This window comes from Paenibacillus rhizoryzae (assembly GCF_059686995.1).
Genome location: NZ_JCAALT010000006.1, coordinates 1 through 26,427, shown reverse-complemented (window position 1 = coordinate 26,427; position 26,427 = coordinate 1). Strand labels below are relative to the sequence as shown.

The following is a 26,427-nucleotide window of genomic DNA, read 5'->3' as shown; positions in this document are numbered from 1 at the left end:
CCGCATTACATGTGGAACGGCCGTATTTTTTTACGAATATTCCGCTTTACAATATACAAATTCCGAGTTATCTTATTGGATAAATATGCATTGGTCTACTAGCGATCCGGAGGTGGTTACCGTCAACATAGAAAATATCGAAGCGTTTGTGTACGTCATCCACTGCGGAAGCTTTAATAAAGCCGCAGAAGCTTTATTTTTATCCCAACCCTCTGTAACGGCACGCATACAATCACTGGAGCGTGAGCTTGATTGCAAGCTGTTCGACCGGAACGGCAAGCAGGTTCAAATAACGGAGGAGGGAAGAAGGTTCCTTCCGTATGCACAACAGCTGTTACTGACCTATCAGAAGGGGAAGCTGAACATAAGCCGAAAGAAGATGCCGGAGGAATTCAGGATCGGCTGTACGGTTTCCGTATCCAACTACATCATCCCGCAGCTTATGCCGCGGCTTCAGCTTCAATTTCCGAACATCCACTATAAATTCGTCACAGGCACCACCGATGAGATTGTCTCCAAAACGCTCAATAAGGAAGTGGACGTCGGCTTCGTTCGCAAGGTGAATCATCCCTCCCTGCATTCGGTCAAATTTTACGAAGATCCCATTTCTCTCTATGCCTACGAGGATCATCCTTTCATCGGAAGAACAGACCTGTCAGTCGAAGAGATTGCACTGCAACCGCTCGTCTTCTTCGAATGCGGAGCACTGGACTGGCTCAGAATTCACCGCGTATTTGAACATTTGGAGCAGCCGCCCAATATTCGGATTCAGACGGACAATTCGGAGATGGCTAAACGGCTCGTCTTAGGTAAAAACGGCATTTCTTTCCTTCCCGGTCTAAGCGTACGAGGAGAAGTCGCCCAAGGAAAGCTGATTCCGCTTCGGGTGACGGAGACGGAAGGGATATCTTTGCAAACGAACGTCATCGCCTGCCTTGGCGAGCATACGCAATTACTTTCGGAGATTATGGAAATTGGCAAACACCTATTCGACGAGCAAAACAAGGGCTGAACTAGATGTCGCAAGACAGGGTCAGCCCTTTCGTTTTATCTATACACTTAGTAAATGAATAGGAATTATCGGATTTTTTGATTCACATATTGAAAATCTCTATTAGACGATCGTTGATTGCGATGATATCGTTAATCTCAACATTAATTCTTAGTTAACCACTAGGAATTATAAGTTTAAATGATCGAACAAAAACGGAGGGGTTACAATGAAAAAATCTATCGTCATGGCAGCAAGTCTTATTCTGATTCTCACCATGTCGGCTTGCGGTACCAAGAACAATAATGCAAGCAATGCAGCCACAAACAAGGTCTCGTCCGACACCACGGCTGCAGCCAACTCCGAAGCGCCGAAAGAAGTAAAGAAGATCGTCGTAGGAACAGGCAATCAATTTCCCAAGGTTGCATTCGTCGACGAAAGCGGCAAGCTGACCGGCTATGACGTTGAATTGATCAGAGAGATCGATAAGCGTCTTCCCGAATACGAGTTCGATATTCAAGTACTGGAGTTCAAAAATATTTTGCTAAGCCTTGAGACGAAGAAAATCGATTTGGCCGCTCACGAATTCGAGAAAAACCCGGAGCGCGAAGCCAAATACTTGTTCAACAAAGAGTCTTATGCACATTGGAAAAACAAGATCATCGTTGCCAAAGACAACAATGATGCGATTGAATCGCTCGACGATCTGAAAGGCAAAAAGATATTCACGACGGCTACGAGCGCCGAAGCAACGATTCTGGAGAACTACAACAAAGACCACGATAATGCGCTTAAGATTGTGTATTCCAGCGGGGCGGCGAATGACGCCTTATCCCAAATTACATCCGGCCGCGTTGATGCTACCGTAGGTGCGGACTTCGTACTGCCGATCATCGATCCGGAAGGCAAGCTGAAAACCGTCGGCAAAGAGCTTAGCGAAGCGGATATTCTGTTCTTGTTCCGCAAGAACGATCCGGAGCAGCAGACGCTTGCGGATGCTGTTGACCGGGCGATTCTGGAAATCAAGGCAGACGGCACGTTATCCAAAATCAGCAACCAGTGGCTTGGATTCGACGCAACCGTATCTGAAAAATAGACACTATTCAAGAAAGGGTGAGGTCGGTCTATGGGTGCTCCATTCGATATCGCCTATGTTGTCGAATATTTCTGGAAGCTGCTTCCGTTTATACGGATTTCGCTGATTATCGTAGCGAGCTCTATCTTGGTCGGGCTGGGCGTCGGTTTTCTCGTCGCCCTTCCCCGGCTTTACCGGGTGCCGCTGGTGCAGCGGGTTTCCCAGCTCTATGCCTCTTTTTTCAGAGGAACGCCGATTATTATTCAGCTGTTCTTGATCTATTACGGCTTGCCGGAAGTGCTGAAAGCCGTGCATGTTGACGTAAGCAAGGTGTCGGCATTGTACTTCGTTATTCTGGCTTACGGGCTGCATAGCGGAGCCTACATTTCAGAAGGAATCCGGGCTGCGGTGTCCGCCGTAGATCGGGGACAAGTCGAAGCGGCTTACGCGGTTGGCATGACCGGCTATCAAGCTTTCACGCGGATCGTATTCCCGCAAGCGCTGGCCATATCGATCCCCATTCTGGCTAACTTGGTAATCGCAACGCTGAAAGACACGTCGCTGGCTTTTACGCTCGGCGTTATGGAGCTTACGGGGAAATCGCAGACGCTGCCTACGATGTCCAGGCATTTGTTAGAAAGCTATATCGCATTGGCTATCGTTTATTTCATCATCAGCTTCTTCTTGGAGAAATTGTTCTATTACACGGAGCGCAGGCTGCTTAAACATGAAACGGCCATAACGACCGCTAGCAAACTTCCTATGGGCAAAAAAGGGCTAAATCGGCTGTTGGATGCAAAAGTAGCATGGGGTAAAGGAGGCACAGGCGTATGACATTGGATTTTGCGTTCATCTGGCAAGCCTTTCTGCTGCTGCTTCCGGCGATTCCGAACACGATTTACATCACGGTCGTCTCCGTTGGTTGCGGATTTATCATCGGCCTGATTGTTGCGCTGTCCCGTATATTCGCCATTCCTGTGCTGAGCCAGATCGGTACGGCTTACGTTACGTTTATTCGAGGCACGCCGATGCTGACTCACCTGCTCCTTATTTATGTCGGATTGCCCATGATCGTCGACAGCTTAGCCGACAAGTACCATTGGTCGTTCCACTCGGTCTCGATTCCGATGATCGGTTTCGCGTATCTCTCCTTCTCCATCACCGCAGGCGCTTATTTATCCGAAGTCATTCGTTCAGGCATTCTCGCAGTAAATAAAGGTCAAATGGAGGCGGCTCATTCAATCGGGATGACCACTTTCCAGGCGCTGCGCCGAATCGTATTGCCGCAAGCCTTCGCGGCTGCGCTCCCCAATTTATCCAACAGCTTGATCGGCATGCTGCATGGCTCCACGCTAGCTTTTACCGTATCGGTTGTGGAAGTGAACGCCAAGGCAGATATCATCGCAACGACGAACTGGAAGTTTTTTGAGGCGTACCTTGCCGCGGCGCTAATTTTCTGGGGCCTTACCTTTCTGATTGAACGAGCAACTGCGCTGCTGGAGAAGCGCATTAATGCTTATAACCGCGGAGGTGTAGCATGATCAAACTTACGAATATATCGAAATCCTTCGGCCGAAACGAAGTGTTGAAAGGAATCGATCTGGCCGTTCGAAAAGGCGAAGTCGTTGCTATCCTTGGGCCGAGCGGCTCTGGCAAGACGACGCTTCTCCGATGCATCAATTATTTGGAGAAGCCGAGTGACGGGGAGATTTCGATCGGCGATTTTAAGGTGAATTGCCGGAAACCGTTGAAGAAGGACATCCATACCTTGCGTGGGAAAACCGCGATGGTGTTTCAGAACTATAATCTTTTTCGTCATAAGACCGCCCTTGAGAACGTGATGGAGGGGCTCGTTATCGTGAAGAACATCCCGAAAGAACAAGCTCGCCAGAGAAGCATCGAGCTGCTGGAGAAGGTGGGACTCGGTAACAAGCTGGATTCCTACCCAAGTCAGCTGTCAGGAGGACAGCAGCAGCGCGTTGGCATTGCACGGGCGCTTGCCCTGAATCCGGACGTGATACTGTTCGATGAACCGACCTCCGCGCTTGATCCGGAGCTCGTCGGTGAAGTGCTTGCCGTCATCCGCAAAATTGCTAAGGAAGGCATCACGATGATCATCGTCACGCACGAGATGGGTTTTGCCCAAGACGTCGCAAATCACGTCGTGTTTATGGACGAAGGCGTAATCGTCGAGGAAGGCCCGCCGAATCTCATTTTTCAGTCGCCTAAGGAGGCTAGGACCAAACAGTTTCTGGCAAGGATTACACCGGAGAGCGCTTATTCTATTTAATCGAAATGGAGCGGATGGTAGATGGTATTGAAATTCGGCATTTTGGACCAAAGCATCGTGTTTCCCGGACAGACGCCGCCGGAAGCACTGGGCAATACGATTAAGCTGGCTCAATTGGCGGAGAAGCTTGGCTACGAACGTTTCTGGGTATCGGAGCATCATGATTCCCCGCAAATAGCCGGCGCTTCGCCGGAGGTGCTGATCTCGCATTTGCTAGCTCGTACGAACAAGATTCGCGTCGGATCAGGCGGAGTCATGCTGCAGCATTATAGTGCTTACAAAGTGGCCGAAAACTTTAACGTTCTGGCGACGCTCGCACCGGGACGGGTCGATCTTGGCATCGGACGTGCGCCGGGCGGCTTGCCTCGTTCCACGAAGGCGCTGCAGAAAGGCTTAGCCGAGTCGGAATCGCTCGATAGTAAGCTGATTGAGCTGGAACAATTGCTCCATGGCTCGTTTGGGGATGACCATCCGCTAGCTGGGCTGCAAGCCAACCCGCTGCCGGTACAGCCCGCTGACATCTATTTGCTAGGCACGAGCGTTTCAAGCGCGAAGCTGGCCGCCGAGCGAGGGTATCCTTACGCATTCGCGTTGTTCATCAACAACGATCCGGAAACGGCTCGACTAGCCTTCGAGAGCTATCGCGAGCATTTTAATAGAGACAACGGAAGCGAACCGTACGCCATCCTTGCGTTATCGGTCATCACGTCGGATACCGAAGAAGAGGCTGCGGAGCTCGCGGGTAACTTCAAGAGCGTTCGCGTCACGCTCGCAAGCGGCAAGGTGGTAAACGTCGGTTCATTGGAGCAAGCAGAAGAATTCGCCAAGCAAGCAGGCGAGACGTATACCGCGGAGATTCGCGATGCGGATATTACGAGAGGAACGAAAGAGACCGTAAGAAAGCGGCTGATCGAGCTGCGCGATACGTACGACGCGGATGAACTGATCTTCACGACAATCATCCCCGACTTTACCAAACGAGTTCGAAATTTTGAGCTGCTGAAGGAAGCCTTCGAGGAACAGCCGGTTTAATCGTCATGCAGCTTAGGAATGAGGAGAGAACAAGATGAGCTTTCAGGTAGCCGACAAGCTCCAAGAGCGATTGATCGCGTATCGGCGTCATTTGCATGCCAACCCCGAATTGTCCCATGAAGAATTCAAAACGACGGCAGCTCTAAGCGCCTGGCTGAAGGAGTCGAACATCCGAATCGCGGAATATCCGCTAAGAACCGGTCTTGTCGCCGAGATAGGCGGCCACCGCGGAGGGCCGATCATCGCCATTCGCGCGGATATCGATGCCTTGCCGATTCAAGAGGAAACGGGCCTTCCCTTCGCTTCTACTGTTCCGGGTGTTATGCATGCCTGCGGCCATGATGTTCATACCGCGATTCTGCTGGGTGCGGCGCTCTTATTGAAGCAGCGAGAACAGGAGCTGGAAGGGACGGTCAGGCTGATATTTCAGCCGGCGGAGGAGAAGGCGAAAGGGGCGTCGCAGGTAATTGCGAGCGGCGCGCTTGAAGGCGTGCAGGCGGTGTTCGGCTTGCACAATAAGCCGAACTTGCCGGTAGGCACAATTGGCATAAAGGCTGGACCGATTATGGCGGCGGCGGACGGGTTCATCGTCGAAGTCGAGGGACGCGGATCTCATGCCGCCGTGCCGGAAGCGGGGCTGGACCCGATCGTAGCCTCTGCCCATATTATTACGGCGCTGCAGTCTATCGTCAGCCGCAACGTTAGTGCGCTGGATAGTGCGGTCATTAGCGTTACTCGGCTGAACAGCGGAACGGCTTGGAATGTGATCGCGGACAAAGCCGTATTCGACGGAACGCTTCGCACATTCGATGAGCGAGTACGTGATCGAGTGCGCACGCGGTTCGAGCAAGTGGTCGTCGGTGTCGGGACGGCGCTCGATACGAAAGCCTCGGTCAAATGGATTACCGGACCGCCTGCCGTTGTGAACGATCCGACTTGGGCTGAGCGTGCCGCCAAGACTGCGGAGTCGCTGGGGTTGACGGTTGTAGAGCCTGCGCCTTCTCCGGCAGGTGAAGATTTTGCATTCTACTTGCAAGAGACGCCGGGCATTTTCTTTTTCTTAGGCACATCCGGCCTGCAAGAGTGGCATCATCCGGCCTTTGACGCGGATGAAAGAGCGCTGTCGATTGGAGCATTATTTTTCGAGAAGTTAGCAGTGGATGCCATACGTGCATTGAAGGTATCGACATAACGGTCTGGGAGGCGTGTATAGATGAGTCAAAGTAACCTGCAAGATCTCGTTCAAATTGACCACTACCTGCATACTTGCGAACAACTGCAGCAAGCCATCGAAGGGTTGTCCGATGAGCAATTGCGCTGGAAGGCTGCAGCAGATAAATGGAGCATTATCGAAGTTCTTACTCATTTGGCCGACCACAATGTCGTCGTTTCGTTTCGTATTCGCGAAATTTTGTCCGACTCTGAGGTGCGCTTGCCCGCGTTTAACCAAGATCGTTGGGTTGCGGGGCAGAAGGCGAACGAGGGGAATGCCGCGGATATCTTGACGTTCTATAACCAGTTGTTGAACTATAACCGAGTGCTGTTTCACCGTCTCACGATCGAGGATTGGAACAAGACAGGTATTAATTTCAAAGGGGAAAGCGTCACTCTTGCTGCTAGTGTTCAGTCTTTCATTTCGCATGTACAACGCCATCTGGGGCAAATCGCGAGGATTAAGCAGGCGGAAGAAGAAGCGCGTAATAAAGTGAGAATCAGAGAGGCTGGTCCTTCTGATCGCGATGCGGTTGTTCAAGTGCTGTTAGATGCCTATCAGCAATATGAAATTACGCTGGATGCCGCAAGATGGGAGCAGTATAAGGAAAATATTTTGCAAGCAGTCGATACGCCTTCGACGAAGTCGAGGCTTGTTGCGGAGTTGGATGGGCAAATCATGGGCAGCGTGTTCATCTATGATTCCTCGGAGACCGCATATGGAGCGCCGGAGCTGGACATTCACAATCCGATTATTCGGCTGCTCGGCGTATCGCGACAAGCGCGTGGACGCGGGATAGCGACGGAGCTCATTCGAGAGAGCGCGAAGCTGGTACTGGAGTGGGGAGCCGATACGCTTCACCTGCATACCTCCGACATTATGGACTCCGCGGTGCGGTTGTACGAACGGCTGGGATTCGAGAGAGCGCTCGATAAGGAGTTTAAGAACGGAGATATCTTAGTGAAGAGCTACCGGCTCCGGTTGAAAGAATCCGCGTTATTGCAATCCTAAACTTAGGGAGGTATCCGTTATGGCGAACAATAAAAAGTTGAAGTTAGGTGCGATTATTCACGGGGTAGGCGGCAATGTATCCGCATGGCGGCATCCGGAGGTACCGGTGGACGCAAGCGTGAACTTCGAATTTTACCTGAAACAAGCGCAAACGGCCGAAGCGGGGAAATTCGATCTCGTTTTCATCGCGGATGGCCTTTATATTAACGAAAAGTCGATCCCTCATTTTCTAAACCGCTTCGAGCCGATTACGATATTGTCTGCGCTTGCGGCAGTCACTTCCAAGATCGGCCTTGTTGGCACTCTATCCACCTCGTATAGCGAACCATTTACGGTTTCGCGCCAATTTGGATCCCTCGACCATATTAGTGGAGGACGCGCGGGCTGGAACGTAGTCACTTCTCCTCTTGAAGGCTCAGCCAAAAACTATGGGAAGCCCGAGCATCCGACGCATGACGAACGGTACAGAATCGCCGAAGAATACTTAGAAGTGTCTCGCGGCCTGTGGGATTCGTGGGAAGACGATGCGTTCATCCGGGATAAGGAGTCCGGCGTGTTTTTCGACCCGTCCAAAATGCATCGGCTCGATCATAAAGGCGAGTATTTCTCCGTGCAAGGACCTTTAAATATCGCGCGTTCCAAGCAGGGACATCCGGTGATCTTCCAAGCGGGCTCGTCCGAGAGCGGCAGGAAATTAGCTGCAAGCAGCGCGGACGCCGTATTCACCGGACATGAGAATATTGAAGAAGCTAAGGCGTTCTATAAGGATGTAAAAGATCGCGCAGTTGCGCTGGGCCGATCGCGCGATGATATCGTGATTTTGCCGGGCGTCGGTCCGATTATCGGGGCTACGGAAGAAGAAGCTGAGCGCAAGTATTTGGAATACGCGAACTTGGTGACCATCGATAAGGCGCTGGAATACCTCGGAAGGTTTTTCGATCACCATGACTTCTCCCAATATCCGCTGGACGATCCATTCCCTGAGCTCGGCGAACTCGGCAAGAACAGTTTCCGCAGCGGAACGGATAAAATTAAGCAGCTCGCGCGCGAGCAAAACCTAACGCTGCGCGAAGTAGCGATTCGCACGGCGACGCCTCGCAGCGAGTTCATAGGGACGCCTGAGAAAGTGGCGAATTTGCTCCAGCGTTGGCATGCGGAGGAAGCGGCGGACGGCTTTATCTTATATGCGCCGACGCCGGACTCTCTGCGCGATTTCGTAGAGTCGGTCGTTCCGCTTCTCCAGGAACGCGGCGTGTATCGGACTGAATATGAGTCCGATACATTACGCGGAAATTTAGGCTTGCCGGTGCCGGAAAACCGCTATACAGCTGCTGCCAAAGTGAAACAATAATTGTTAAAGGCCATCCATGCGGATGGCCTTTTGCTGCATCTTGCCTCCTAATTCTTTACAATATAAGGGCAACGCCAGAAGTTTTTGCGGCGCAAGTGAACAAACGGGCAACCTTCGGCGTCATATTGGCGAGACTGAAGGAAAGAGGCTTATTTCATGCAGCAGGTGAGGGGAACACGATGATCGGGATGGAACAGCTGGGAGATGAAGCGCAGCTAGTGAAACGGGCAATTCGCGGCGACGATCATGCGCTGTCGACCCTGCTGCGCAGCCATTACCCCTTGTTGTATCGGTACATGTTGAAGGTAACGATGAACAAGGCGATGGCGGAAGACTTGGTGCAGGATACGATGCTGAAGGCTATCGAGAAGATCGGCCAGTTCAGGCAGCAAAGTAAATTTTCAACATGGCTGATTTCGATCGCAACCCGGCGTTATATCGACGAGATGCGCAAGCAGCAGAGAGAGCAGAAGTGGCAAACGGAAGAGCAAGCGCTGCAATCCATTCGGTTTCATGCCGCGATGCGGCAGCAGGAATGGCCGCATGCACTCGATGCGCTTGGGGCGTTGTCGTATGAGATCCGTGTGCCGATATTGCTCAAATATTATTACGGCTATGTCTACGAGGAAATTGCCTCGTGGCTTGACATTCCTGTCGGTACAGTGAAGTCGCGGCTGCATAACGGCCTGAAACAGCTAAGGAAGGAGCTTAACGAGGATGAATAGAAACGGTAAGCGCAGCAAGAAAAGTGACATCGACGACGAACAGCAAGAAGAGCAGCAATTTCGGCAGCTGCTTGGCGTTCATTTGGAAGAATGGGATCGCTCCATTCAGCCGGATATTCCTTCAGTCGACTCGATAACGGAGCTGGTTCATGAACATAAGCAAGAGCTGAACAGCCGCTATCGGCGGGAGCTCGCCTTATTCTGGCTGGTCAGCGCTCTTGTATTAAGCGGCTTGCTGCTGCTGTGGGTGAGCAGCATCGTGCTATTCGTAATTATCCAAATCTTAGCCTTTGCAGCTGCGGCGGCATTTGTTTTCTTTTTCATGATCAAAGGCAAGGAAAGGCGGCGTCCCAGATGGTCGGATGGGAAATAGCAACACTTATCGGCGTCGTCATTATTCTACTGTGCCAATCTTCCTGGCTGTTCAAGGATGCGAAGAAACGGAGCCGTTATCCATGGTTTTGGGGGATATGGGGACTGATTCAGTTCCCGATGCCCTTCTTGTTTTACTTGCTGATCGTTCGAGTGAACTGGTCGAAGCGAAGGGATAATTAAGAGAGAGGGGTTACGAACATGGATCAATTAACGAATGCGAAGCTGCTTTCCCTTATATTGCCGCTCGCCGTTGTGCAGCTAATCCTGATGGTAACGGCGCTTGTCGTTTGCGCGCGCGCCGCTGAAACGAGAGGGCCGAAGTGGATGTGGGTGCTCATTATTATTTTCATGAATTTACTTGGTTCGGTGCTGTTCTTCCTCTTCGGCAGGAAACAGTCGTCATGATGGGACTCGTTACTATCGACGGACTTAGCAAAACATTCAGCGGAGCAACGTCCGCGCTGCGGGACATTGGCTTTACGCTTGGGGAAGGGCGCTGCACGGCGCTGCTCGGTCCAAACGGAGCGGGAAAAACAACGACGATCCGCATTCTCAGCGGGCTGCTGCAGCCTTCGTCAGGAAGCATCCGCTTCCGAGATCTGAAGCCGGGCGACGATCATCGCGCGCTCATCGGCTATTTGCCGCAAACGCCGGCGTTTCACGGCTGGATGACGGGCGAAGAATTTCTTCGCTACGCTGCGGGCTTATGCGGGCTGTCGAAACGGGAAGCAGCTGCCCGCAGCCTCGAATTGCTGGAGCGGGTCGGCATCGCAGATGCCGGTAAGCGCCGAATCGCGGGGTATTCCGGCGGGATGAAGCAGCGCCTTGGCCTGGCGCAGGCGCTCATTCACCGGCCAAAGCTGCTTATTCTGGACGAGCCGGTATCTGCGCTTGACCCCATTGGACGCCGTGAAGTGATGCAGCTGCTTGGAGAGCTGAAGCACGAGACGACGATCTTATTCTCTACGCATGTGCTTCATGACGCAGAAGAGCTGTGTGACGACGTGCTCATTATGAAGAGCGGTCGTATTGTCATTAGCGGGGCGATCCATGATATTCGCGCAGCTTATCGTGAGCCGGTGCTGCTGGTTGAAGTCGAGAATACCGATGAAGCGCGGACGGCTTTGTCACAGTGGGTTTCACTGATGGTCTCTTCGTCGTCGACGTCATCGGAACTCTTTCACTCCGCGGAGCAGCTATCTGGCGGCAACGGAGTCAAGCTTCGTGTACGGAACAACCGAATCGACGAAGCCCGAAAGATCGTTCTGCAGCAGCTGCTGGGACGAGGAGTGCCCGTAACCAAGCTGGAATTTGGTTCGACGACACTGGAGGACTTATTTATGAAGGCGGTGCAGCACCTATGAACCGGTGGCTTGTGTTATTCGGCAAAGAATGGACAGAGCTGATCCGCAGCTACAAGCTTGTATGGGTTCCGCTTGTCTATATTTTATTTGGTGCGATGCAGCCCCTTTCCACGTATTTTCTGCCGGACATCCTAGCGCATGCCGGCAATTTACCGGAAGGAGCGGTCATTTCGATCCCGCAGCCTTCAGCGAACGAAGTTATGGCGCAGACGCTGCAGCAGTTCAACACGATGGGGCTGCTGGTGCTAGCCTTATCGGTCATGGGCAGCATTTCCGCGGAACGCACGAGTGGCTTGACCGCTATGATTCTGGTAAAGCCAATCTCGTATCTCTCGTTCGTCTCGGCAAAATGGGCTGCCATGCTGGTGCTCATCACGCTCGCATTCGCAGGCGGCTTCGGCGCCGCGTGGTATTACACGGCGGCACTGTTCGATAACGTGGATTGGCAGCACGGCCTCTATGCCTATCTGCTGTTCTTGCTCTGGCTGAGCTTCGCGGGCTCGCTTACGCTGCTGTTTAGCGCATTGCTGCGCAGCGGAGCAGCAGCGGCTGCGTGCGCGCTCGGCGCAGCGGCCGTGCTCGCGCTGACGGCTTCCGCGTTCCCGCACGCGCTCGCGGCCAGCCCGGGCATGCTGCCGACGCTTGCCTCCGCGCAGTTCACGGCTTCGCCAAGCGGGCAAAGCAGCCTATGGCCGGCTGTCTGCATCGCGATTGGCATCATGGCTGCCATAATGGCAATCGCCGCTTGGTCACTGCGTCGACGTCCATCACTGGAAATGTAATAACCAATAACCATTCTCATCTATTGGACTTCCTTTCTGAATTTTAGTAGGATAGAGTAGAGTCATAGAGTATGGTTATTGGTGACAGGAGTGAGACGCTAATGTATAAGCTTGGCCAACGTATCATTATCATATCGGACTTATTTGAACAGACCCTCCCGGTTGGGGAGTATGGTTATATAATTGCATATGATCGCAATGCCGATAACGCATTCGATTATGTCATTCGGGTTCCGAAGGCAAACCGTAATTTCTACGTGCCTGCAGCTGATATCGAGCTGGAGGAAGTGCTGATGAAGCAAGAGGTGGACCGCTTGGAGCGCGAAGCGCTGATCGACTTTGCATTGGCAACTCACAATGCGGAGCTGTTCCATCGCATCATGAACGGCGGGGAAGAAGCGATTCAAGAAGAGGACAACGAAGGCGAACCGCAGACTCGCGAAGAGTTTATTCGTCAAGTCCATCTGAAGGCTTGGATCTAACGCGAACGCGCCGGGTAACCAAGCTGTTCATACAGAGAAAGCCTCCGTCCGATTCATCGGAAGGAGGCTTTTCTTGTTCTTGAAGGCATTCTGCCTAGCAGCCGGCAGTCGGCATAACCGCTTAATGAGCTTAATTCGCAACGAGGATCGGCTCGATAAGCGGAATATCCGCCAATAAAGCCCTATACTAACTAATTTCTTTGTAATAAGCGGCATATCCGCTTATATCGTCCCCAAAAATATTAGTTTCGGCTCTGAGAGTTCAATTTCGGAACTCTCAGCTCATTTTTGCACCAGTTGCGACGTTGAGAGTTCAATTTTCAGACTCTCACGAAACAGCGAGACGGATTTCAGCTAGTTTAATCAACTGAGCGTCCTATTTCGGAACTCTCAGCCCCATCTCTTCCGCATCTACGCCTCGCACCCGGCGCCCTGCGCCTAGCCATCCCAAACAAACAAATGGCACAGGGATACCCCTGTACCATTTGTTCAATCCCTAGGCGTCAGTACCGGGCGACACAGTCGCCGATGTACCCGTATCTGCTTTGGTGCCGGCATCCTGCTTCACGCCATTACGTTCGATTTTAATCGTATGTGGTTTTTTGTCCATTTTCCCGTTCACGATCCGTGTTGCGATATCAGCCGCTTTGGCGATCTCCTTATCGGCCTCAGCTTGCGTAATCTTGCCTGCTTTTACGGCGGCATTTAAATTGTCCACGATAACCTGCTTCTGCGCATCAATCAGCTTTTGGACGTCGATGCCTTTATCTTTTGCCAAGTCAGCAAGCGTCTTACCGCCGCTCAGAGCCGTTTTCAATTCCTCATCGCTAAGCCCTAGAACCTTCGCGGATGCACTAAGGTCGGCTGCGCCGGCATGTGATCTGAACTCCATCTTGAAGTTACCGCCTCGTTCGCCACCTCTTCCGAACCCGATACCATCTTTCAGCGTGGAATCAAGCGATTTATCGAGATTGTCGGTAAATGCCTTCTTCTGATCTGCCTGCTGCTTCTCGAAAGCCGTTGTCAGGGTTGCCTTCAGCTGATCCCGCGTTACGCCTTGTTCCTCCGCAATTTGAGCCAGCGTTTTGCCAGCTTCGATCTTCTCTTTAAACGCCTTCATATCCAGTTTCAGCAAATCCAGAACCTCTTGACTGACGAAGCCGCCTGCACGTTGTTTGAAGCCGCCGCCTTTTCCATCATGACCGAATGGCCCTTGTGCGATTACCGCCGTAGATGTAGCCGTAGTAGTAGACTTCGTGCTGTCCGTAGTTGAAGTGCTTGTTGCGGCATAGGCGCTTAGTGGAATCATCACCGCGATTGCGGCCGTTAAACCGAGGGCTTTCATGGTTTTGTTCATTATTTCTTCCTCCTTGAAATTAGGTGTGCTTGGTTACATTCTCCAGTATGGGCAGTTAACCTTAAAGAAAGCTGAAGGCAACGTAAAAGCTCCCTTAGCCCTGTATGAAGATTCACTTCACATCAAGGTATTGCCCAAACCGCAATGGCAACGTTATCCTATAACAAAAACATCCAATTATTGGACAGGTTTGGAAGGGGGCCTCGTATGTCTGCCTATTACTATTTTTTCAAAATGAGAATTTTAACGACGATTGCCTATCGGTTCGAAGTGTTCACCGGCATGGCTTCTAACGCGGTTATGCTCCTTGCGTCTGTATTCCTCTGGAAGGCAGCTTACCGGGGCATGGGTTCCGTGCAAGAGGTGAGCCAGCATCAAATGGTCGTCTACGCCATCTTAGCCGTTGTGATGGGGGCGATCCTATCGGTCAATGTTCAAAATGATATGTACTATCGGGTCCGGGAGGGACATATCGCGACCGATTTCATTAAGCCTATCCATCTGCTGGGCATGTTCCTGGCCGAGGATCTCGGCACCACGGTAAGCGCGCTCGTGAATCAAGCCATTCCGCTTATTCTGCTGGCTTCGATTCTATTTACCCCGCCGCTGCCTGTCAGCTTAATTGCCTTTCTCCTCTTTATACCAAGCCTGATGCTGAGCTTTCTACTGCTCTGGCTCATGGGTGCGATCGTCGGCATGATCTCATTCTGGGTCATGGAGCTTGGGAACCTCGGCATCGTGAAGGATGCGATCGTGCGCGTGCTGTCCGGCAGCCTGATTCCGATTTGGTTCTTCCCCGGCTGGATGGCGACCGTGTCGAGCTACCTTCCTTTCCAGTACATGTACCAAACCCCGCTTTCCATTTATATTGGCAAAATCTCATACGCACAGGCAGGAACAGCGCTTGTTATTCAAGCGGTTTGGATTGCGGCGCTTGCTTTTATCGCCTACGTCGTGTGGCAGCGTGCCCAGCGTGTCACGCTCATTCAAGGAGGTTAGTCCGTCATGGTTACCGCGATTCGCTATCATGCATCCGTTGCTTATTTCTTCGCCAAACTGGCCGTTCAGCGTCAATTGGAATATCCGCTGTTCTTGGTCAGCTGGTTTCTTATGATCCCTTTGCAGTACATCAGCGGGGTATGGGTGCTGAAGCTGATGGTGGAGCAATTTCAGGCGCTGGCAGGTTGGACCTTCCCTCAGCTGGCATTTCTGTATGGACTAGGGCTGCTGAGCCACGGCCTGTCCGTAATCTTCTTCATTCAAACCTGGCATATCGATAACATGGTGATCCGCGGTGACTTCGATCGCATGCTGCTTCGCCCAATGAACGTCTTTTTTCAATTTGTCATCAACTACGTCAACTTTATCGGCTTTATCGATCTTATTCCCGGCTTCCTTATCTTCTTCTACGGCTGCGCTCAGATTGGCTTTGATTGGAATGTCATCAACGTACTGAAGCTGCTTGGGGTTGTCATCGGCGGGATGTTCATCCGGGCCTCGATCTGCACGATCATGGGGTCGGCTGCGTTCTGGACCAAGCGCAGCGGCTCGCTCGTATCATTGACTTTGGCGACGATGGAACGGACGACGATGTACCCGCTCTCCTTATATCCAAGACTCATTCAGCTGGCCTTGACCTTTGTGCTGCCGATCGGGTTTATCAGCTTTTATCCCGCATCGGATTTCATTGGCCAAGAGGACGGGTTCACGTTCCCAGTCGGACTGGCGATTTGGACGCCGGTTGTCGGACTTATTGTTTTTGCGCTATGCCATTTTATTTTCCAAAGCGGACTGAAGAGATATGAAAGCGCCGGCTCGTAGCGGACGAGGCAGAGAGAGGATGCGTGCATATGATTGAACTGACGAATGTCGTCAAAGAATACACCGTCATTAAGAAGAAAAGCGGACTGAGCGGCTCCATCCAGAGCTTGTTCCGGCCGGAGAAAACGATCGTGCGCGGCGTAGATGGGATCAGCTTCCGTATCGAGCCGGGTGAGATGGTTGGCTACTTGGGCCCGAACGGAGCGGGCAAGTCGACGACTATTAAGATGCTGACAGGCATCCTTCACCCCACTTCAGGATCGGTGAGAATTGGGGGCATTTCGCCGCAGGAAAGTCGGAAGTCCGTCGTCAAACAGCTTGGCGTCGTCTTCGGACAGCGCACGCAGCTTTACTGGGATTTACGGCTGGGCGAAACATTTGAGCTGTTGAAACGCATTTACCGCATTGATGAGGATACGTATAAGACAAATTTGGCGATGATGCATGAAGTGCTTGGCATCGACCAACTGATCAATACACCTGTAAGGCAGCTGTCTCTCGGACAGCGTATGAAAGGCGACTTGGCGGCAGCGATGCTGCACTCGCCATCCGTTCTGTTTCTCGATGAGCCGACTATTGGTCTCGATGTGGAAGCCAAGCAGAACATCAGGACTTTTATCAAAGAGATGAATATGAAACGCGGCACGACGATTATTTTGACGACCCATGATTTGGACGATGTGGAGCAGCTGTGCAAGCGTCTGATTGTCATCAATCACGGCAAGGTGGTCGAAGACGGTCCGTTGTCAGAGTTGATCCTGCGTATGGCGCCTTACCGGTTGCTCGTCCTCGATCTGAGCCAGCTTCCGGAGCCGTCAGCCCTGCAGCATCCTGGAGCAGAGTTGATCAAACAAGAGGGACTTAAGCTGACCTATCGATTCCACAAAAGCGATATTTCCGCATCCGAGCTGATCAGCGGTTTATCGGCCAAGCTTTCGGTTGTCGATCTCAGCGTGAAGGAGCCTGACATCGAGGATATGATTCGGGAAATGTACCGCAGCTCCTCACCCGCTTAAGCGGATTCGCATTCAGTATTCTCATTGAGTTTAAATGCAGGCTTACGTTATAATAGGTAGAATGTGTGCAAAATGGATGGAAAGGACGGGACCATAGACAATGAGCATAACCATCAAAGACGTCGAGCATGTGGCCAATTTGGCCCGACTGGAGCTTTCTGAGCAAGAGAAGGAGCAGTTTACAGGTCAGCTTAACGCGATTCTTAAATATGCCGAGAAGCTGGACGAGCTGCAAACAGACGGCGTGGAACCAACCAGCCATGTGCTGCCGGTTCACAATGTCATGCGTGACGACGTTATTCGCGAGTCGGTTACGAACGAGACTGCACTGCGAAATGCGCCGGATGATGAAGACGGCCAGTTCAAAGTGCCGGCTGTTCTTGAATAATAGTGTGAGGGTTTATACCGAAGGGAGGAACGGCTGTTGGCACTCTTTGACTTACGCCTACAGGAAGTACATAACCAATTAAAGAAGAAAGAGCTGTCGGTAGGCGATTTGGTGGATGCTTCTTATTCACGCATTGCGGCTACCGATGCTTCCATACAAGCGTTCTTGACGCTGAATGAAGAAGGCGCGCGCGCCGCGGCAGCTGAGCTGGACAGCGCTTTGGCAGCTGGCGGAGAGCAAGGCTTGCTGTTCGGTTTGCCGGCTGGCATTAAGGATAACATCGTGACGGAAGGCTTGCTTACGACTTGCGCGAGCCAATTTCTGCGCAACTACGATCCGATCTATAACGCAACAGTAATGAAGAAACTGAATGCAGCCCAATCGGTAACGATCGGTAAGCTGAATATGGACGAGTTCGCAATGGGCGGCTCCAACGAGAATTCGAGCTTCCACCCGACACGCAACCCGTGGAATACGGATTATGTACCGGGCGGCTCAAGCGGCGGCTCTGCGGCATCCGTTGCGGCAGGGCAAGTCTATTTCGCGCTTGGTTCCGACACTGGCGGTTCGATCCGTCAACCGGCGGCTTATTGCGGTATCGTTGGTTTGAAGCCGACTTACGGCTTGGTTTCGCGTTTCGGCCTCGTGGCGTTCGCTTCTTCTCTTGATCAGATCGGTCCGCTTACGAAGAACGTTGAAGATTCCGCTTATGTACTGCAAGCAATTGCAGGCTACGATGCAGGCGATTCAACTTCGGCTAACGTGGAAATTCCAGACTATGTTGGCGCATTAAGCGGCGATGTCAAAGGGCTTCGCATCGGCGTGCCGAAGGAATACCTCGGACAAGGTATCGATCCGAAGGTCAAAGAAGCGGTACTTGCAGCGCTGAAACAATTCGAAAGCCTCGGCGCAACTTGGGAAGAAGTGTCTCTGCCGCACACGGAATACGCGGTAGCGACTTACTATTTGCTCGCTTCCTCTGAAGCTTCGTCCAACCTCGCTCGTTTTGACGGCGTTCGTTATGGCGTTCGCGCCGAGAATCCGGATAATTTGCTTGAGCTTTACCGCAAATCCCGCAGCCAAGGCTTCGGGCCGGAAGTGAAACGCCGTATTATGCTCGGGACTTATGCACTCAGCTCCGGCTATTATGATGCGTATTATTTGAAGGCACAGAAAGTGCGCACGCTGATCAAGCAAGATTTTGACAACGTGTTCCAGAACTTTGACCTGATCATCGGGCCGACTGCGCCTACTCCTGCTTTCCGTATCGGCGAGCAAGTGGGCGACCCGCTCACCATGTACTTGAACGATATTTGCACCATTCCGGTCAGCCTTGCCGGTATCCCGGCAATCAGCGTACCTTGCGGCTTCGCAGACGGCCTGCCTGTTGGTTTGCAAATTATCGGCAAAGCGTTCGATGAGCGCACGGTGCTTCGCGCCGCGCATGCTTTCGAACAGCATACTGAGCATCATAAACAGCGTCCGCAGCTATAATTCTCGGATGCCAATAAAGCAGGAGGGCTAAACGATGTTTGAACCGAACACTTACGAAACGGTTGTCGGGCTGGAAGTGCATGTCGAGCTCCACACGAAGAGTAAAATCTTCTGCGGCTGCTCCACCTCCTTCGGCGCCCCGCCGAATACCCATACATGTCCGATCTGTCTCGGACACCCTGGCGTGCTGCCGGTATTGAACCGTCAGGCGCTGGAATTCGCGATGAAAGCAGCGATGGCGCTCAACTGCCAAATTGCCGACATCAGTAAATTCGACCGCAAAAACTATTTCTACCCGGACTCTCCCAAAGCCTACCAAATCTCGCAATTCGATAAGCCGATCGGCGAGCATGGCTGGATCGACATCGAAGTAAACGGACAAACGAAACGAATCGGCATTACGCGCCTCCACTTGGAGGAAGACGCGGGCAAGCTGACGCATGTTGAAGGCGGCTTTGCATCATTGGTCGACTTTAACCGTGTCGGTACTCCGCTTGTCGAGATCGTTTCCGAGCCGGACATCCGTACGCCGGAAGAAGCGAAGGCCTACCTGGAGAAGCTGAAAGCCATCATGCTATACTGCGAAGTGTCCGACGTGAAGATGGAGGAAGGCTCGCTTCGCTGCGATGCCAACGTCAGTCTGCGTCCTTACGATCAAGAGCAGTTCGGCACACGCGCCGAGCTGAAGAACATGAACTCCTTCCGCGGCGTTCAGCGCGGTCTCGAGTATGAGCAAATGCGCCAAGCGGATATTCTCGACAGCGGCGGCAAGGTCGTTCAGGAAACACGCCGCTGGGACGAAGCGCAAGGCAAAACGTTCACCATGCGCAGCAAGGAAGAAGCGCATGATTACCGCTACTTCCCGGATCCTGACCTTGTGCAGATCCACATCGACGAAGAGTGGAAGGCACGTGTCCTTGCTTCCATTCCGGAGCTTCCGGATGCGCGTCAAGCTCGTTACACCGCTGAATTCGGTCTCCCTTCCTACGATGCGGGTGTTATCACGGCATCCAAGAAGCTGGCTGATTTCTTCGAGGAGAGCCTGCAATTTACGAAGGATGCGAAAGCGGTATCCAACTGGATCATGGGCGATCTGCTCGGATATTTGAATGCGGGCGGTCTTGAGCTGGAAGATATCATGCTGACAGGTCAAGGACTCGGCGAGATGATCGGTCTGATGGAGAAAGGCACGATTAGCAGCAAGATCGCGAAGACGGTCTTTAAGGAAATGCTCGAAACAGGCAAACGTCCTCAGCAAATCGTTGAAGAGCAAGGTCTTGTTCAAATTAGCGATGAAGGTGCGATCGCAGAAGTGGTTGACCGCATCGTGAGCGGCAATCCGCAATCCGTCGAAGACTTCAAAGCCGGCAAAGAGAAAGCCATCGGCTTCCTGGTTGGTCAGGTTATGAAAGAGACGAAGGGGAAAGCGAATCCGGCGCTCGTGAACAAGCTGCTGCTTGCACGCTTGAATCAATAATTTCAATAAGAGGCATGTCCGGCGTAATGCGGACATGCCTCTTTTGCTGCAGGAAATTATGATACAATATTTGTAATCAACAACAGCCAGGAGGTGCCTACCATCTCATGCGTGAATCATCTCGAAGTACACTGCTCGCGTCGCTGCTCGCTTTTCTTATACCGGGCGGCGGCCATCTTGCGCTGGGACGGCATTTAACCGGCATGCTGCTGCTGCTTGGCACGCTGACCGATATCGCTGCAATGATTCGTTACGCCGATGAAGGCGGAGGTAAATATGCATTACTTATCCTCTTTTTAGGATTAGCGCTGCCGTTCTTTTGGTTTTACAGCGTATTCGATACGCTCCAGCAGGCGGCTAAACAGCGAGAAGCGGCAATGAATCCATCGGTGGAAGAATCGCCGCGTTTAGGAATAGGTACGATTGTGCAGGGGCTTGCTGTCATTGGGCTTGCTTTCCTCTTGCTCGTGTTTGTCCAAGCACCTGTTGTCTTTCAAACCATTGTGGATACGATAGGCACCTATGCACCGGGCATTGGTTTTATCGTACTGGCGATCGGATTTGCTTCAAGGAGGAATGGACTCATGTTTAAGTTGGGGAGATTCACTGCGGCGGCGGTGATGATTACGGTAGGGGCATTATTGCTCTGGGACCAAATTCGCGATCGCAATGATATGGAGCTGATTGGACAATGGTGGCCGGCAGCTTTTGTCTTGCTCGGCATTGAAGTTGTCATCATGAGTCTTGCGTATCGGACCGCTTCCAAACGGCCGTCCTTCGATATCGGAGGGACCTTCCTTGCTGCACTTATAGCGGTTACTGCTTTTAGCGTGACACAGTTCGCTTCCATGCCTTTTCGCTGGCTGGATGAATTTAAGGTTAATTTGACCGGAACGAGTGCTTACGGAGAAGAGAAAGGTTTCCGTTATGCGAAGGAAACCATTCACGCCCCGGTTACGTATGAAACTACAGGTATCGAGATCGTGAACCCGAATGGCAAAGTTACAGTCAAGAAGGGGAATGTAAGCGAGCTGACGGTCGAAACGATTATGTGGGTGGATGCACCCGAGCAGACGGAAGCAGACGATACGGCGAGCAAGTCGGAAATAACGGTCAGCGGCGAGGACGAGTTGAAAATCGAGGCAAAAGGTCATCCGTATGGTGCTAATGGAGATCGTGTGCCGCGTATGAATATAGTAGTGACCGTACCCGCTGAGTCTCCGTTTGGGAAGCTTGTACCAGTCGAGACCACGGCAAACGATACGGAATCGACTACTACCGATGAATCGACAGATGCATCGCAAACGAACACAGCCGAATTACCGGATCAAACCTCAACAGTTGATGAAACAACGGGTGCAGGTCAAGCGGATACGGATACGACTAGCCCGCAGATCGCTTACGTCCAATCCGAACTCGCCATCCAAATTGTGAACGGTTCTGTAGATGTAACAGGGCTGTCATTACCGGGAGGACTAAGCATCAAAGCGACAACCGGTTCGATCGCGATGCATGGCCTGACGGGTTCAGTGAAGGCTGAGACGAAGAATGGCAGCATCGATGCATCGACGCTGACTGGCGACGCGGAGCTGAGCACCTATAATGGCGACGTGAAAGCGGGTTATGTAACTGGCGCCATTGAAGCTTCTACGCTTAGTGGCAGTATCAACTTGCAGCAAGTGACCGGCGACATCGATACGGACACGAAGAACGGCGAGATCGTCATTAAAGAAGGTACGGGCGCAATTAAAGCAGATACCCTCAATGGTGATATTCGGATTGCGAGCTCCCAAGTCGGCGGCGACTGGGATATCGACAGTTCCATTGGCGAGATCGCCTTATCGATTCCTCTATATGGGAATTATTCCGTCAACGGCTCGGCTACTTTTGGCGAAGTGACAAGCGATTTACCACTGACAATCAGCAAGAAAACGATACGTGGCAGCATCGGAACAGCGAACTTCAGGATCAATATCGACGCGAACAGCAGCATTCAGGTAAATCGTTACAAATGATAAAATGATTCCCGCTTTCATTGACAAAATGAAAAGTATCCACGTACAATGGTTCTAACAAAAGCAGAAAGGACGTGTTGGGCATGGGTGCGACCGTTGAGCAGGCGCTTGAACAATTGAAAAGTACCGGCGTACGAATGACCCCGCAGCGTCATGCAATCTTAAGCTTTCTCATGCACTCCATGACTCACCCCACTGCAGACGAAATTTATAAATCACTTTCGCCATCGTTTCCTAGTATGAGCGTGGCGACCATTTATAATAATCTCCGGCTGTTTGTCGATGCGGGCTTGCTTCGCGAATTGACTTACGGCGATGATTCAAGCAGATTTGATGCCGACTTAACCGATCATTATCACGCCATTTGCCGTTCATGCGGCACCATCGTTGATTTTGATTATCCGCCTCTAACGGATGTGGAAGCAGCGGCTTCCAGAGAAACGGGCTTTAAAGTAGAGGGGCATCGAATGGAGATTTATGGGTATTGCGCAGATTGCTCCGCGCGGCACACGAATTAACATGCGATGATTGAAAGACTAATAAACGCGCAGGGGTAGAGGCAGCTCACCATCATGCGCGTTTTTTATTTGGATCGTTCCCACATCGGTGGACTAGCTTAACTTGGAGAGGAGCGCTTTACAAGTGGAAACCGTTCGAATGCGGCCTAGACGACAAAGTGGCGGCGGTTGGTTGAAATGGGTGGTACTAATTAGCGGAATAGTAGCTGCAACAGCAGTTATTTGGTTAGGCTGGCAGCGACTTGCCCCTAATAATACAGAAGTTAAACCGGAATACGGTGCAGCGCATCCGATTCTGTTTCATGGCCAAGTGGCCGAAGGTCATGCAGAGGTCAATCAAGATATCATTAGTCTTCCCTTAAGCTTTATTCATGATCAGCTGGGACTTAAGGAAGAAGTGTATTATGAAGCCAAGACCGGTTCCATTGTGCTGACAAATGCGAATAAAGTGCTGCGGATGAAAACAAATGCATTAACCGCCACAATCAATAAGAAGCCTTATCCGCTTCGCATTGCGGCACAGGTGAAAGATGATGCCGTCTATCTGCCGATTACACCGCTTGAAGAGCTTTATGGACTTCATGCTGAATATAATGCGCAAGACGATATTATCACGATTATGCGAGCAGGAGACGCGGTTCAGCGCGGAGTCGTGAATGACGATGTGGTCATCAGACGCGGGCCAACCATTAAAGAGCCGATTGTAGATCGCCTTGCGAATTCCGATGCTGTGCGCATATGGGGAGAGAAGGATGGCTGGTACACGGTTCAAAATACGGAAGGGATTTTGGGCTATGCTCAGAAACGAGATATTGAACTGACGGAAGCGGAGCAAATTAAGCAGCAGATCGAACCGCCCCCCTTCACAGCGTGGAAAGCGGTCGGCAGCAAAATCAATCTAACGTGGGAAGCAATCTACGAGAAAGCGCCTGACACCGATCAAATCAGTGATATGCCGGGTGTGAACGTTGTTTCGCCGACTTGGTTCGAGCTTCTTGACGGTGAAGGTAATATTAGAAGCAAAGCGGATATGCATTATGTGAAATGGGCCCAAAACAGGGGCATGCAAGTGTGGGCGGTGTTCAGCAACGGTTTCGATCCGGATCGGACGACGGCCGCATTAACGAAGGCCGATACCCGCTTGCAGATGATCCATCAGCTTGCTGCTTATGCGCAGATGTACAAGCTGAAAGGAATCAACCTGGATTTTGAAAATGTGAACACGTCAGACAAGGCGAACCTGGTTCAATTTGTGCGTGAGCTGACACCTCTCATGCATGAGCAGAATGTCGTTGTCTCCATAGATGTAACGCCTAAATCGAACAGTGAAATGTGGTCCTTATTTCTTGATCGTGCAGCACTGGGCAAAGTGGTTGATTATATGATGATCATGGCCTATGACGAGCACTGGGCATCCAGTCCTACGGCGGGTTCGGTTGCTTCATTGCCGTGGACAGAGCAGTCGCTTTCGCGGATTATTGAAGAAGACGGGGTCCCGGCTAATAAAGTGGTGTTAGGCATGCCGCTGTATGCCCGGTTGTGGACAGAGAAGAAAGACGATTCCGGCAATGTCAAAGTAAGCTCGAAGGCGCTGGGGATGGAAGCCGTGAAGTCGATTATTAAAGAACATCAGCTTAAGCCGACATTTGACGCCGATTCCGGACAGAATTACGTGGAATACGAGGCTGACGGCGCATTGCAGCGTATTTGGATTGAAGATGGCGTCTCATTGAAGGCAAGAACCGCATTAGCCAAGAAGTACGGGATAGCCGGTGTTGCGTCATGGCAGCGCCAGTTCCAGTCCGATGATATTTGGGCAATCATTCATCAATCTTTAAATAAACTTCCGTAATCATATATTGCAAAAACGCCCTTCGCCGGCTGGATACCGGTCGAAGGGCGTTTTTATTATCGTGTATGCTAGGCTTGGGGCTGGGTAACTTCTTCTGCTTCTTCCGTATCATCTAGATCAGTTGCCTGGGTAGGATCAAGTGTCAGCTTCGTTTTGCAATACATACAACGGTCTGTTTTGCCTAGCATTTTCGTATGTCTGCCGCATTCCGGGCAATTCAGGATAACTGCGCTGGTCGACAGCATGCCTGCCCAGAAGTAAATACCTACGCTTGCCAACATGGCAATCATACCAATAACCATAAAGATTCCCGCGAATACTTTACCGGCTTGTCCCCAGAAAACAATCCCGGCTGTACCCAGTATCATTAGTCCCATTCCAAACAGCGTGAACATAAGGCCCCAGAGCCGAAATTCATTGATTTTACTTGATTTTCCGAACATATCACAAATCCTTTCTGACATTTGCGTACGGTTTTCTAAGACCTTAGGCAGGAAAACGTGCGTACATTGTCGAACAAGAGTATAAACAACTGCGAAATCATTATAGCTTAAACAAGAGCATGAAGCTATATGGGGGATAGACCGTGGAACATATAAAGGCACATTTTAAAACATTCTTTGAACATAATGAGGCGCTTATTAGTCTGGCAGCCATCGAGAACCCGGTTCCGTACAATCCAATGATCGACGGATTGGATCTGCTAATACTGGTTGTTTCTACGCAGAACGACCCAAACCGGGGAATCGAACATGTACGCATCGGCGAAGATCGGGTGCAGATTAGAACGGTAACACCTACGATGCTGGAGCAATGGACAGCGGGCGGCGAGAACCGCAGTATCATACAATGGCTTGTTCGGGGGGAGATCCTGGTGGATCGAGACAATTATTTGTTCAACCTCAGGGAAAGCTTGCTTTCTTTCCCGGCATCCTTGCGCGGACAGAAGGAACTTGTGGAGTTCTCACATTTCATTCGCTCTTATCTGCAGGCTAAACAGGATTTGCAGGACAACAATTTGCTCGATGCTTACTCGAATGTATTAACCGCTCTTCATCATTGGGCGCATATTGCGTTTATTGAAGAAGGTGTGCATCCGGAGCTCACGGTTTGGCGCCAGATGAGACGGTTCAACCCAGGCATCTATAAACTATATGAAGAGCTGACCATTTCGCCGGAGTCACTTGAGAAGAGAGTGCAGCTTGTTTTGCTGGCTTGCGAGTTCTCGGTTATGAGCAAAATGAAATCGTCCTGCGGGCTGCTCTTCTCTATTCTCAGCAGCCGTGAAGAGCCGTGGAGCGTGATGGAGCTTCAAACTCATCCACACCTCATGGACTTGCATATGGACTTGTCGCTGCTTCTTCAGAAACTTGTCATGCGTGGCTATATCCGAGAGGTCGCTTATATGCCGCTTCTGGGGGATACAGAAGCGCTTGAGCTGCGATATCATAGTGTTTCGTAGAAGGATTCATCGCGGGCAGCTTGCCCGCGATTTTTTTATGAATTAATGCTTGACGTAGTATGCTGGCTTGTGATAAATTCTTTATTACCGCCTCCGAGGCAAACATGAAACAGCGCAATGCTGGCAAGCGAGTAAGAAAAAAGAAATAAAAAAAAGCTTGCAATTGAAATGCCGGATGTGATATATTAATCAAGTCGCCGCTGAGACATGGGCGAGCAAAACACGAAGTATTTGTTCTTTGAAAACTGAACAATGAGCGACCAGTCAAATGGTCATAAATCGCGAAACGAACGTTTCGCAAAGCTAGTTTTTTGAATGAGCTAACAAGCGAATTCT

General features: G+C 51.3%; 28 protein-coding genes. 26 read left to right on the top strand and 2 right to left on the bottom strand.

Annotation, left to right across the window (positions count from 1 at the left end):
- Window positions 1-85: 85 nt before the first annotated feature.
- The 16 genes from AC6ESO_RS18325 to AC6ESO_RS18250 all read left to right on the top strand — a co-directional run bounded on the left by AC6ESO_RS18325 (window position 86) and on the right by AC6ESO_RS18250 (window position 12,691).
- Window positions 86-1,012 carry a LysR family transcriptional regulator gene (locus AC6ESO_RS18325; RefSeq protein ID WP_497092612.1) on the top strand — a complete coding sequence of 309 codons (927 nt, stop codon included), beginning with the start codon at window positions 86-88 and terminating at the stop codon, window positions 1,010-1,012.
- A gap of 208 nt (window positions 1,013-1,220) precedes the next feature.
- Window positions 1,221-2,087 (top strand): transporter substrate-binding domain-containing protein, encoded by an 867-nt coding sequence (locus tag AC6ESO_RS18320; protein WP_497092611.1) that lies wholly within the window; start codon window positions 1,221-1,223, stop codon window positions 2,085-2,087.
- 30 nt (window positions 2,088-2,117) lie between these two features.
- Window positions 2,118-2,900: an amino acid ABC transporter permease gene (locus tag AC6ESO_RS18315; RefSeq protein WP_497092610.1), complete on the top strand. Its 783-nt coding sequence runs from the start codon at window positions 2,118-2,120 to the stop codon at window positions 2,898-2,900.
- On the top strand, window positions 2,897-3,607 hold the full coding sequence (locus tag AC6ESO_RS18310; protein WP_497092609.1) for an amino acid ABC transporter permease: 711 nt from the start codon (window positions 2,897-2,899) through the stop codon (window positions 3,605-3,607). Before AC6ESO_RS18315 ends, AC6ESO_RS18310 begins: the two co-directional genes overlap by 4 nt.
- Window positions 3,604-4,356 carry an amino acid ABC transporter ATP-binding protein gene (locus AC6ESO_RS18305; protein ID WP_497092608.1) on the top strand — a complete coding sequence of 251 codons (753 nt, stop codon included), beginning with the start codon at window positions 3,604-3,606 and terminating at the stop codon, window positions 4,354-4,356. The genes AC6ESO_RS18310 and AC6ESO_RS18305 overlap by 4 nt, the downstream gene beginning before the upstream one ends.
- Window positions 4,357-4,377: 21 nt before the next feature.
- Window positions 4,378-5,388, top strand: a complete 1,011-nt coding sequence (locus AC6ESO_RS18300) for an LLM class flavin-dependent oxidoreductase (protein ID WP_497092607.1) — start codon at window positions 4,378-4,380, stop codon at window positions 5,386-5,388.
- A 34-nt stretch (window positions 5,389-5,422) separates the two neighbouring features.
- Window positions 5,423-6,580: an amidohydrolase gene (locus tag AC6ESO_RS18295; RefSeq protein ID WP_497092606.1), complete on the top strand. Its 1,158-nt coding sequence runs from the start codon at window positions 5,423-5,425 to the stop codon at window positions 6,578-6,580.
- Between the two features lie 21 nt (window positions 6,581-6,601).
- Complete coding sequence (locus AC6ESO_RS18290; RefSeq protein ID WP_497092605.1) at window positions 6,602-7,612, top strand: GNAT family N-acetyltransferase; 1,011 nt, start codon at window positions 6,602-6,604, stop codon at window positions 7,610-7,612.
- A gap of 19 nt (window positions 7,613-7,631) precedes the next feature.
- A complete protein-coding gene (locus tag AC6ESO_RS18285) occupies window positions 7,632-8,963 on the top strand; it encodes an LLM class flavin-dependent oxidoreductase (protein ID WP_497092604.1) in 1,332 nt (443 codons plus the stop codon).
- A 95-nt stretch (window positions 8,964-9,058) separates the two neighbouring features.
- Entirely contained in the window at window positions 9,059-9,688 is a 630-nt protein-coding gene (gene sigY, locus AC6ESO_RS18280) for an RNA polymerase sigma factor SigY (protein WP_497092603.1), read from the top strand.
- Window positions 9,681-10,061, top strand: coding sequence for a DUF5345 family protein (locus AC6ESO_RS18275; RefSeq protein WP_497092602.1), 381 nt, complete (start codon window positions 9,681-9,683; stop codon window positions 10,059-10,061). Before sigY ends, AC6ESO_RS18275 begins: the two co-directional genes overlap by 8 nt.
- Window positions 10,043-10,243 carry a sigmaY antisigma factor component gene (locus tag AC6ESO_RS18270; protein WP_497092601.1) on the top strand — a complete coding sequence of 67 codons (201 nt, stop codon included), beginning with the start codon at window positions 10,043-10,045 and terminating at the stop codon, window positions 10,241-10,243. The genes AC6ESO_RS18275 and AC6ESO_RS18270 overlap by 19 nt, the downstream gene beginning before the upstream one ends.
- 18 nt (window positions 10,244-10,261) lie before the next feature.
- Window positions 10,262-10,468, top strand: coding sequence for a PLD nuclease N-terminal domain-containing protein (locus tag AC6ESO_RS18265; RefSeq protein ID WP_497092600.1), 207 nt, complete (start codon window positions 10,262-10,264; stop codon window positions 10,466-10,468).
- Entirely contained in the window at window positions 10,465-11,427 is a 963-nt protein-coding gene (locus AC6ESO_RS18260) for an ABC transporter ATP-binding protein (protein ID WP_497092599.1), read from the top strand. The genes AC6ESO_RS18265 and AC6ESO_RS18260 overlap by 4 nt, the downstream gene beginning before the upstream one ends.
- On the top strand, window positions 11,424-12,209 hold the full coding sequence (locus AC6ESO_RS18255; protein ID WP_497092598.1) for an ABC transporter permease: 786 nt from the start codon (window positions 11,424-11,426) through the stop codon (window positions 12,207-12,209). Before AC6ESO_RS18260 ends, AC6ESO_RS18255 begins: the two co-directional genes overlap by 4 nt.
- Before the next feature lie 101 nt (window positions 12,210-12,310).
- Window positions 12,311-12,691, top strand: coding sequence for an ATPase (locus tag AC6ESO_RS18250; protein WP_497092597.1), 381 nt, complete (start codon window positions 12,311-12,313; stop codon window positions 12,689-12,691).
- A gap of 496 nt (window positions 12,692-13,187) precedes the next feature.
- On the opposite strand, the gene AC6ESO_RS18245 is transcribed toward AC6ESO_RS18250, so the two are convergent.
- Window positions 13,188-14,048, bottom strand: coding sequence for a hypothetical protein (locus AC6ESO_RS18245; RefSeq protein ID WP_497092596.1), 861 nt, complete (start codon window positions 14,046-14,048; stop codon window positions 13,188-13,190).
- 207 nt (window positions 14,049-14,255) lie between these two features.
- Between AC6ESO_RS18245 and AC6ESO_RS18240 the strand changes: the two genes are divergently transcribed.
- The 9 genes from AC6ESO_RS18240 to AC6ESO_RS18200 all read left to right on the top strand — a co-directional run bounded on the left by AC6ESO_RS18240 (window position 14,256) and on the right by AC6ESO_RS18200 (window position 24,629).
- Window positions 14,256-15,047: an ABC transporter permease gene (locus tag AC6ESO_RS18240; protein ID WP_497092595.1), complete on the top strand. Its 792-nt coding sequence runs from the start codon at window positions 14,256-14,258 to the stop codon at window positions 15,045-15,047.
- A gap of 6 nt (window positions 15,048-15,053) precedes the next feature.
- Entirely contained in the window at window positions 15,054-15,869 is an 816-nt protein-coding gene (locus AC6ESO_RS18235; RefSeq protein ID WP_497092594.1) for an ABC transporter permease, read from the top strand.
- A gap of 29 nt (window positions 15,870-15,898) precedes the next feature.
- Window positions 15,899-16,885: an ABC transporter ATP-binding protein gene (locus tag AC6ESO_RS18230; protein WP_497092593.1), complete on the top strand. Its 987-nt coding sequence runs from the start codon at window positions 15,899-15,901 to the stop codon at window positions 16,883-16,885.
- A gap of 100 nt (window positions 16,886-16,985) precedes the next feature.
- Window positions 16,986-17,273 carry an Asp-tRNA(Asn)/Glu-tRNA(Gln) amidotransferase subunit GatC gene (gene gatC / locus AC6ESO_RS18225; RefSeq protein ID WP_091223885.1) on the top strand — a complete coding sequence of 96 codons (288 nt, stop codon included), beginning with the start codon at window positions 16,986-16,988 and terminating at the stop codon, window positions 17,271-17,273.
- 36 nt (window positions 17,274-17,309) lie between these two features.
- Entirely contained in the window at window positions 17,310-18,767 is a 1,458-nt protein-coding gene (gene gatA, locus AC6ESO_RS18220) for an Asp-tRNA(Asn)/Glu-tRNA(Gln) amidotransferase subunit GatA (RefSeq protein ID WP_497092592.1), read from the top strand.
- A gap of 34 nt (window positions 18,768-18,801) precedes the next feature.
- A complete protein-coding gene (gene gatB / locus AC6ESO_RS18215; protein WP_497092591.1) occupies window positions 18,802-20,244 on the top strand; it encodes an Asp-tRNA(Asn)/Glu-tRNA(Gln) amidotransferase subunit GatB in 1,443 nt (480 codons plus the stop codon).
- A gap of 107 nt (window positions 20,245-20,351) precedes the next feature.
- Window positions 20,352-22,259, top strand: coding sequence for a DUF4097 family beta strand repeat-containing protein (locus tag AC6ESO_RS18210; RefSeq protein ID WP_497092590.1), 1,908 nt, complete (start codon window positions 20,352-20,354; stop codon window positions 22,257-22,259).
- A gap of 83 nt (window positions 22,260-22,342) precedes the next feature.
- Window positions 22,343-22,777: a transcriptional repressor gene (locus AC6ESO_RS18205; RefSeq protein WP_494820718.1), complete on the top strand. Its 435-nt coding sequence runs from the start codon at window positions 22,343-22,345 to the stop codon at window positions 22,775-22,777.
- A 124-nt stretch (window positions 22,778-22,901) separates the two neighbouring features.
- Complete coding sequence (locus tag AC6ESO_RS18200) at window positions 22,902-24,629, top strand: glycosyl hydrolase family 18 protein (protein ID WP_497092589.1); 1,728 nt, start codon at window positions 22,902-22,904, stop codon at window positions 24,627-24,629.
- 68 nt (window positions 24,630-24,697) lie between these two features.
- Here the strand turns inward: AC6ESO_RS18200 and AC6ESO_RS18195 are convergent, their stop codons facing one another.
- On the bottom strand, window positions 24,698-25,072 hold the full coding sequence (locus tag AC6ESO_RS18195; RefSeq protein ID WP_497092588.1) for a YgzB family protein: 375 nt from the start codon (window positions 25,070-25,072) through the stop codon (window positions 24,698-24,700).
- A gap of 143 nt (window positions 25,073-25,215) precedes the next feature.
- Here AC6ESO_RS18195 and AC6ESO_RS18190 point away from each other — a divergent pair, with 143 nt between their 5' ends.
- A complete protein-coding gene (locus tag AC6ESO_RS18190) occupies window positions 25,216-26,091 on the top strand; it encodes a nucleotidyltransferase-like protein (RefSeq protein ID WP_494820715.1) in 876 nt (291 codons plus the stop codon).
- Window positions 26,092-26,427: the final 336 nt, after the last annotated feature.

Coding starts and splice junctions, on each gene's coding strand:
- AC6ESO_RS18240 (WP_497092595.1), top strand. CDS start 14,256: ATGTCTGCCTATTACTATTTTTTCAAAATGAGAATTTTAACGACGATT.
- AC6ESO_RS18235 (WP_497092594.1), top strand. CDS start 15,054: ATGGTTACCGCGATTCGCTATCATGCATCCGTTGCTTATTTCTTCGCC.
- AC6ESO_RS18295 (WP_497092606.1), top strand. CDS start 5,423: ATGAGCTTTCAGGTAGCCGACAAGCTCCAAGAGCGATTGATCGCGTAT.
- gatB (WP_497092591.1), top strand. CDS start 18,802: ATGTTTGAACCGAACACTTACGAAACGGTTGTCGGGCTGGAAGTGCAT.
- AC6ESO_RS18300 (WP_497092607.1), top strand. CDS start 4,378: ATGGTATTGAAATTCGGCATTTTGGACCAAAGCATCGTGTTTCCCGGA.
- AC6ESO_RS18250 (WP_497092597.1), top strand. CDS start 12,311: ATGTATAAGCTTGGCCAACGTATCATTATCATATCGGACTTATTTGAA.
- AC6ESO_RS18285 (WP_497092604.1), top strand. CDS start 7,632: ATGGCGAACAATAAAAAGTTGAAGTTAGGTGCGATTATTCACGGGGTA.
- AC6ESO_RS18195 (WP_497092588.1), bottom strand. CDS start 25,072: ATGTTCGGAAAATCAAGTAAAATCAATGAATTTCGGCTCTGGGGCCTT.
- AC6ESO_RS18245 (WP_497092596.1), bottom strand. CDS start 14,048: ATGAACAAAACCATGAAAGCCCTCGGTTTAACGGCCGCAATCGCGGTG.
- AC6ESO_RS18210 (WP_497092590.1), top strand. CDS start 20,352: ATGCGTGAATCATCTCGAAGTACACTGCTCGCGTCGCTGCTCGCTTTT.
- AC6ESO_RS18260 (WP_497092599.1), top strand. CDS start 10,465: ATGATGGGACTCGTTACTATCGACGGACTTAGCAAAACATTCAGCGGA.
- AC6ESO_RS18315 (WP_497092610.1), top strand. CDS start 2,118: ATGGGTGCTCCATTCGATATCGCCTATGTTGTCGAATATTTCTGGAAG.
- AC6ESO_RS18325 (WP_497092612.1), top strand. CDS start 86: ATGCATTGGTCTACTAGCGATCCGGAGGTGGTTACCGTCAACATAGAA.
- AC6ESO_RS18255 (WP_497092598.1), top strand. CDS start 11,424: ATGAACCGGTGGCTTGTGTTATTCGGCAAAGAATGGACAGAGCTGATC.
- AC6ESO_RS18305 (WP_497092608.1), top strand. CDS start 3,604: ATGATCAAACTTACGAATATATCGAAATCCTTCGGCCGAAACGAAGTG.
- AC6ESO_RS18265 (WP_497092600.1), top strand. CDS start 10,262: ATGGATCAATTAACGAATGCGAAGCTGCTTTCCCTTATATTGCCGCTC.
- gatC (WP_091223885.1), top strand. CDS start 16,986: ATGAGCATAACCATCAAAGACGTCGAGCATGTGGCCAATTTGGCCCGA.
- AC6ESO_RS18290 (WP_497092605.1), top strand. CDS start 6,602: ATGAGTCAAAGTAACCTGCAAGATCTCGTTCAAATTGACCACTACCTG.
- AC6ESO_RS18230 (WP_497092593.1), top strand. CDS start 15,899: ATGATTGAACTGACGAATGTCGTCAAAGAATACACCGTCATTAAGAAG.
- AC6ESO_RS18320 (WP_497092611.1), top strand. CDS start 1,221: ATGAAAAAATCTATCGTCATGGCAGCAAGTCTTATTCTGATTCTCACC.
- AC6ESO_RS18270 (WP_497092601.1), top strand. CDS start 10,043: ATGGTCGGATGGGAAATAGCAACACTTATCGGCGTCGTCATTATTCTA.
- AC6ESO_RS18275 (WP_497092602.1), top strand. CDS start 9,681: ATGAATAGAAACGGTAAGCGCAGCAAGAAAAGTGACATCGACGACGAA.
- AC6ESO_RS18310 (WP_497092609.1), top strand. CDS start 2,897: ATGACATTGGATTTTGCGTTCATCTGGCAAGCCTTTCTGCTGCTGCTT.
- AC6ESO_RS18205 (WP_494820718.1), top strand. CDS start 22,343: ATGGGTGCGACCGTTGAGCAGGCGCTTGAACAATTGAAAAGTACCGGC.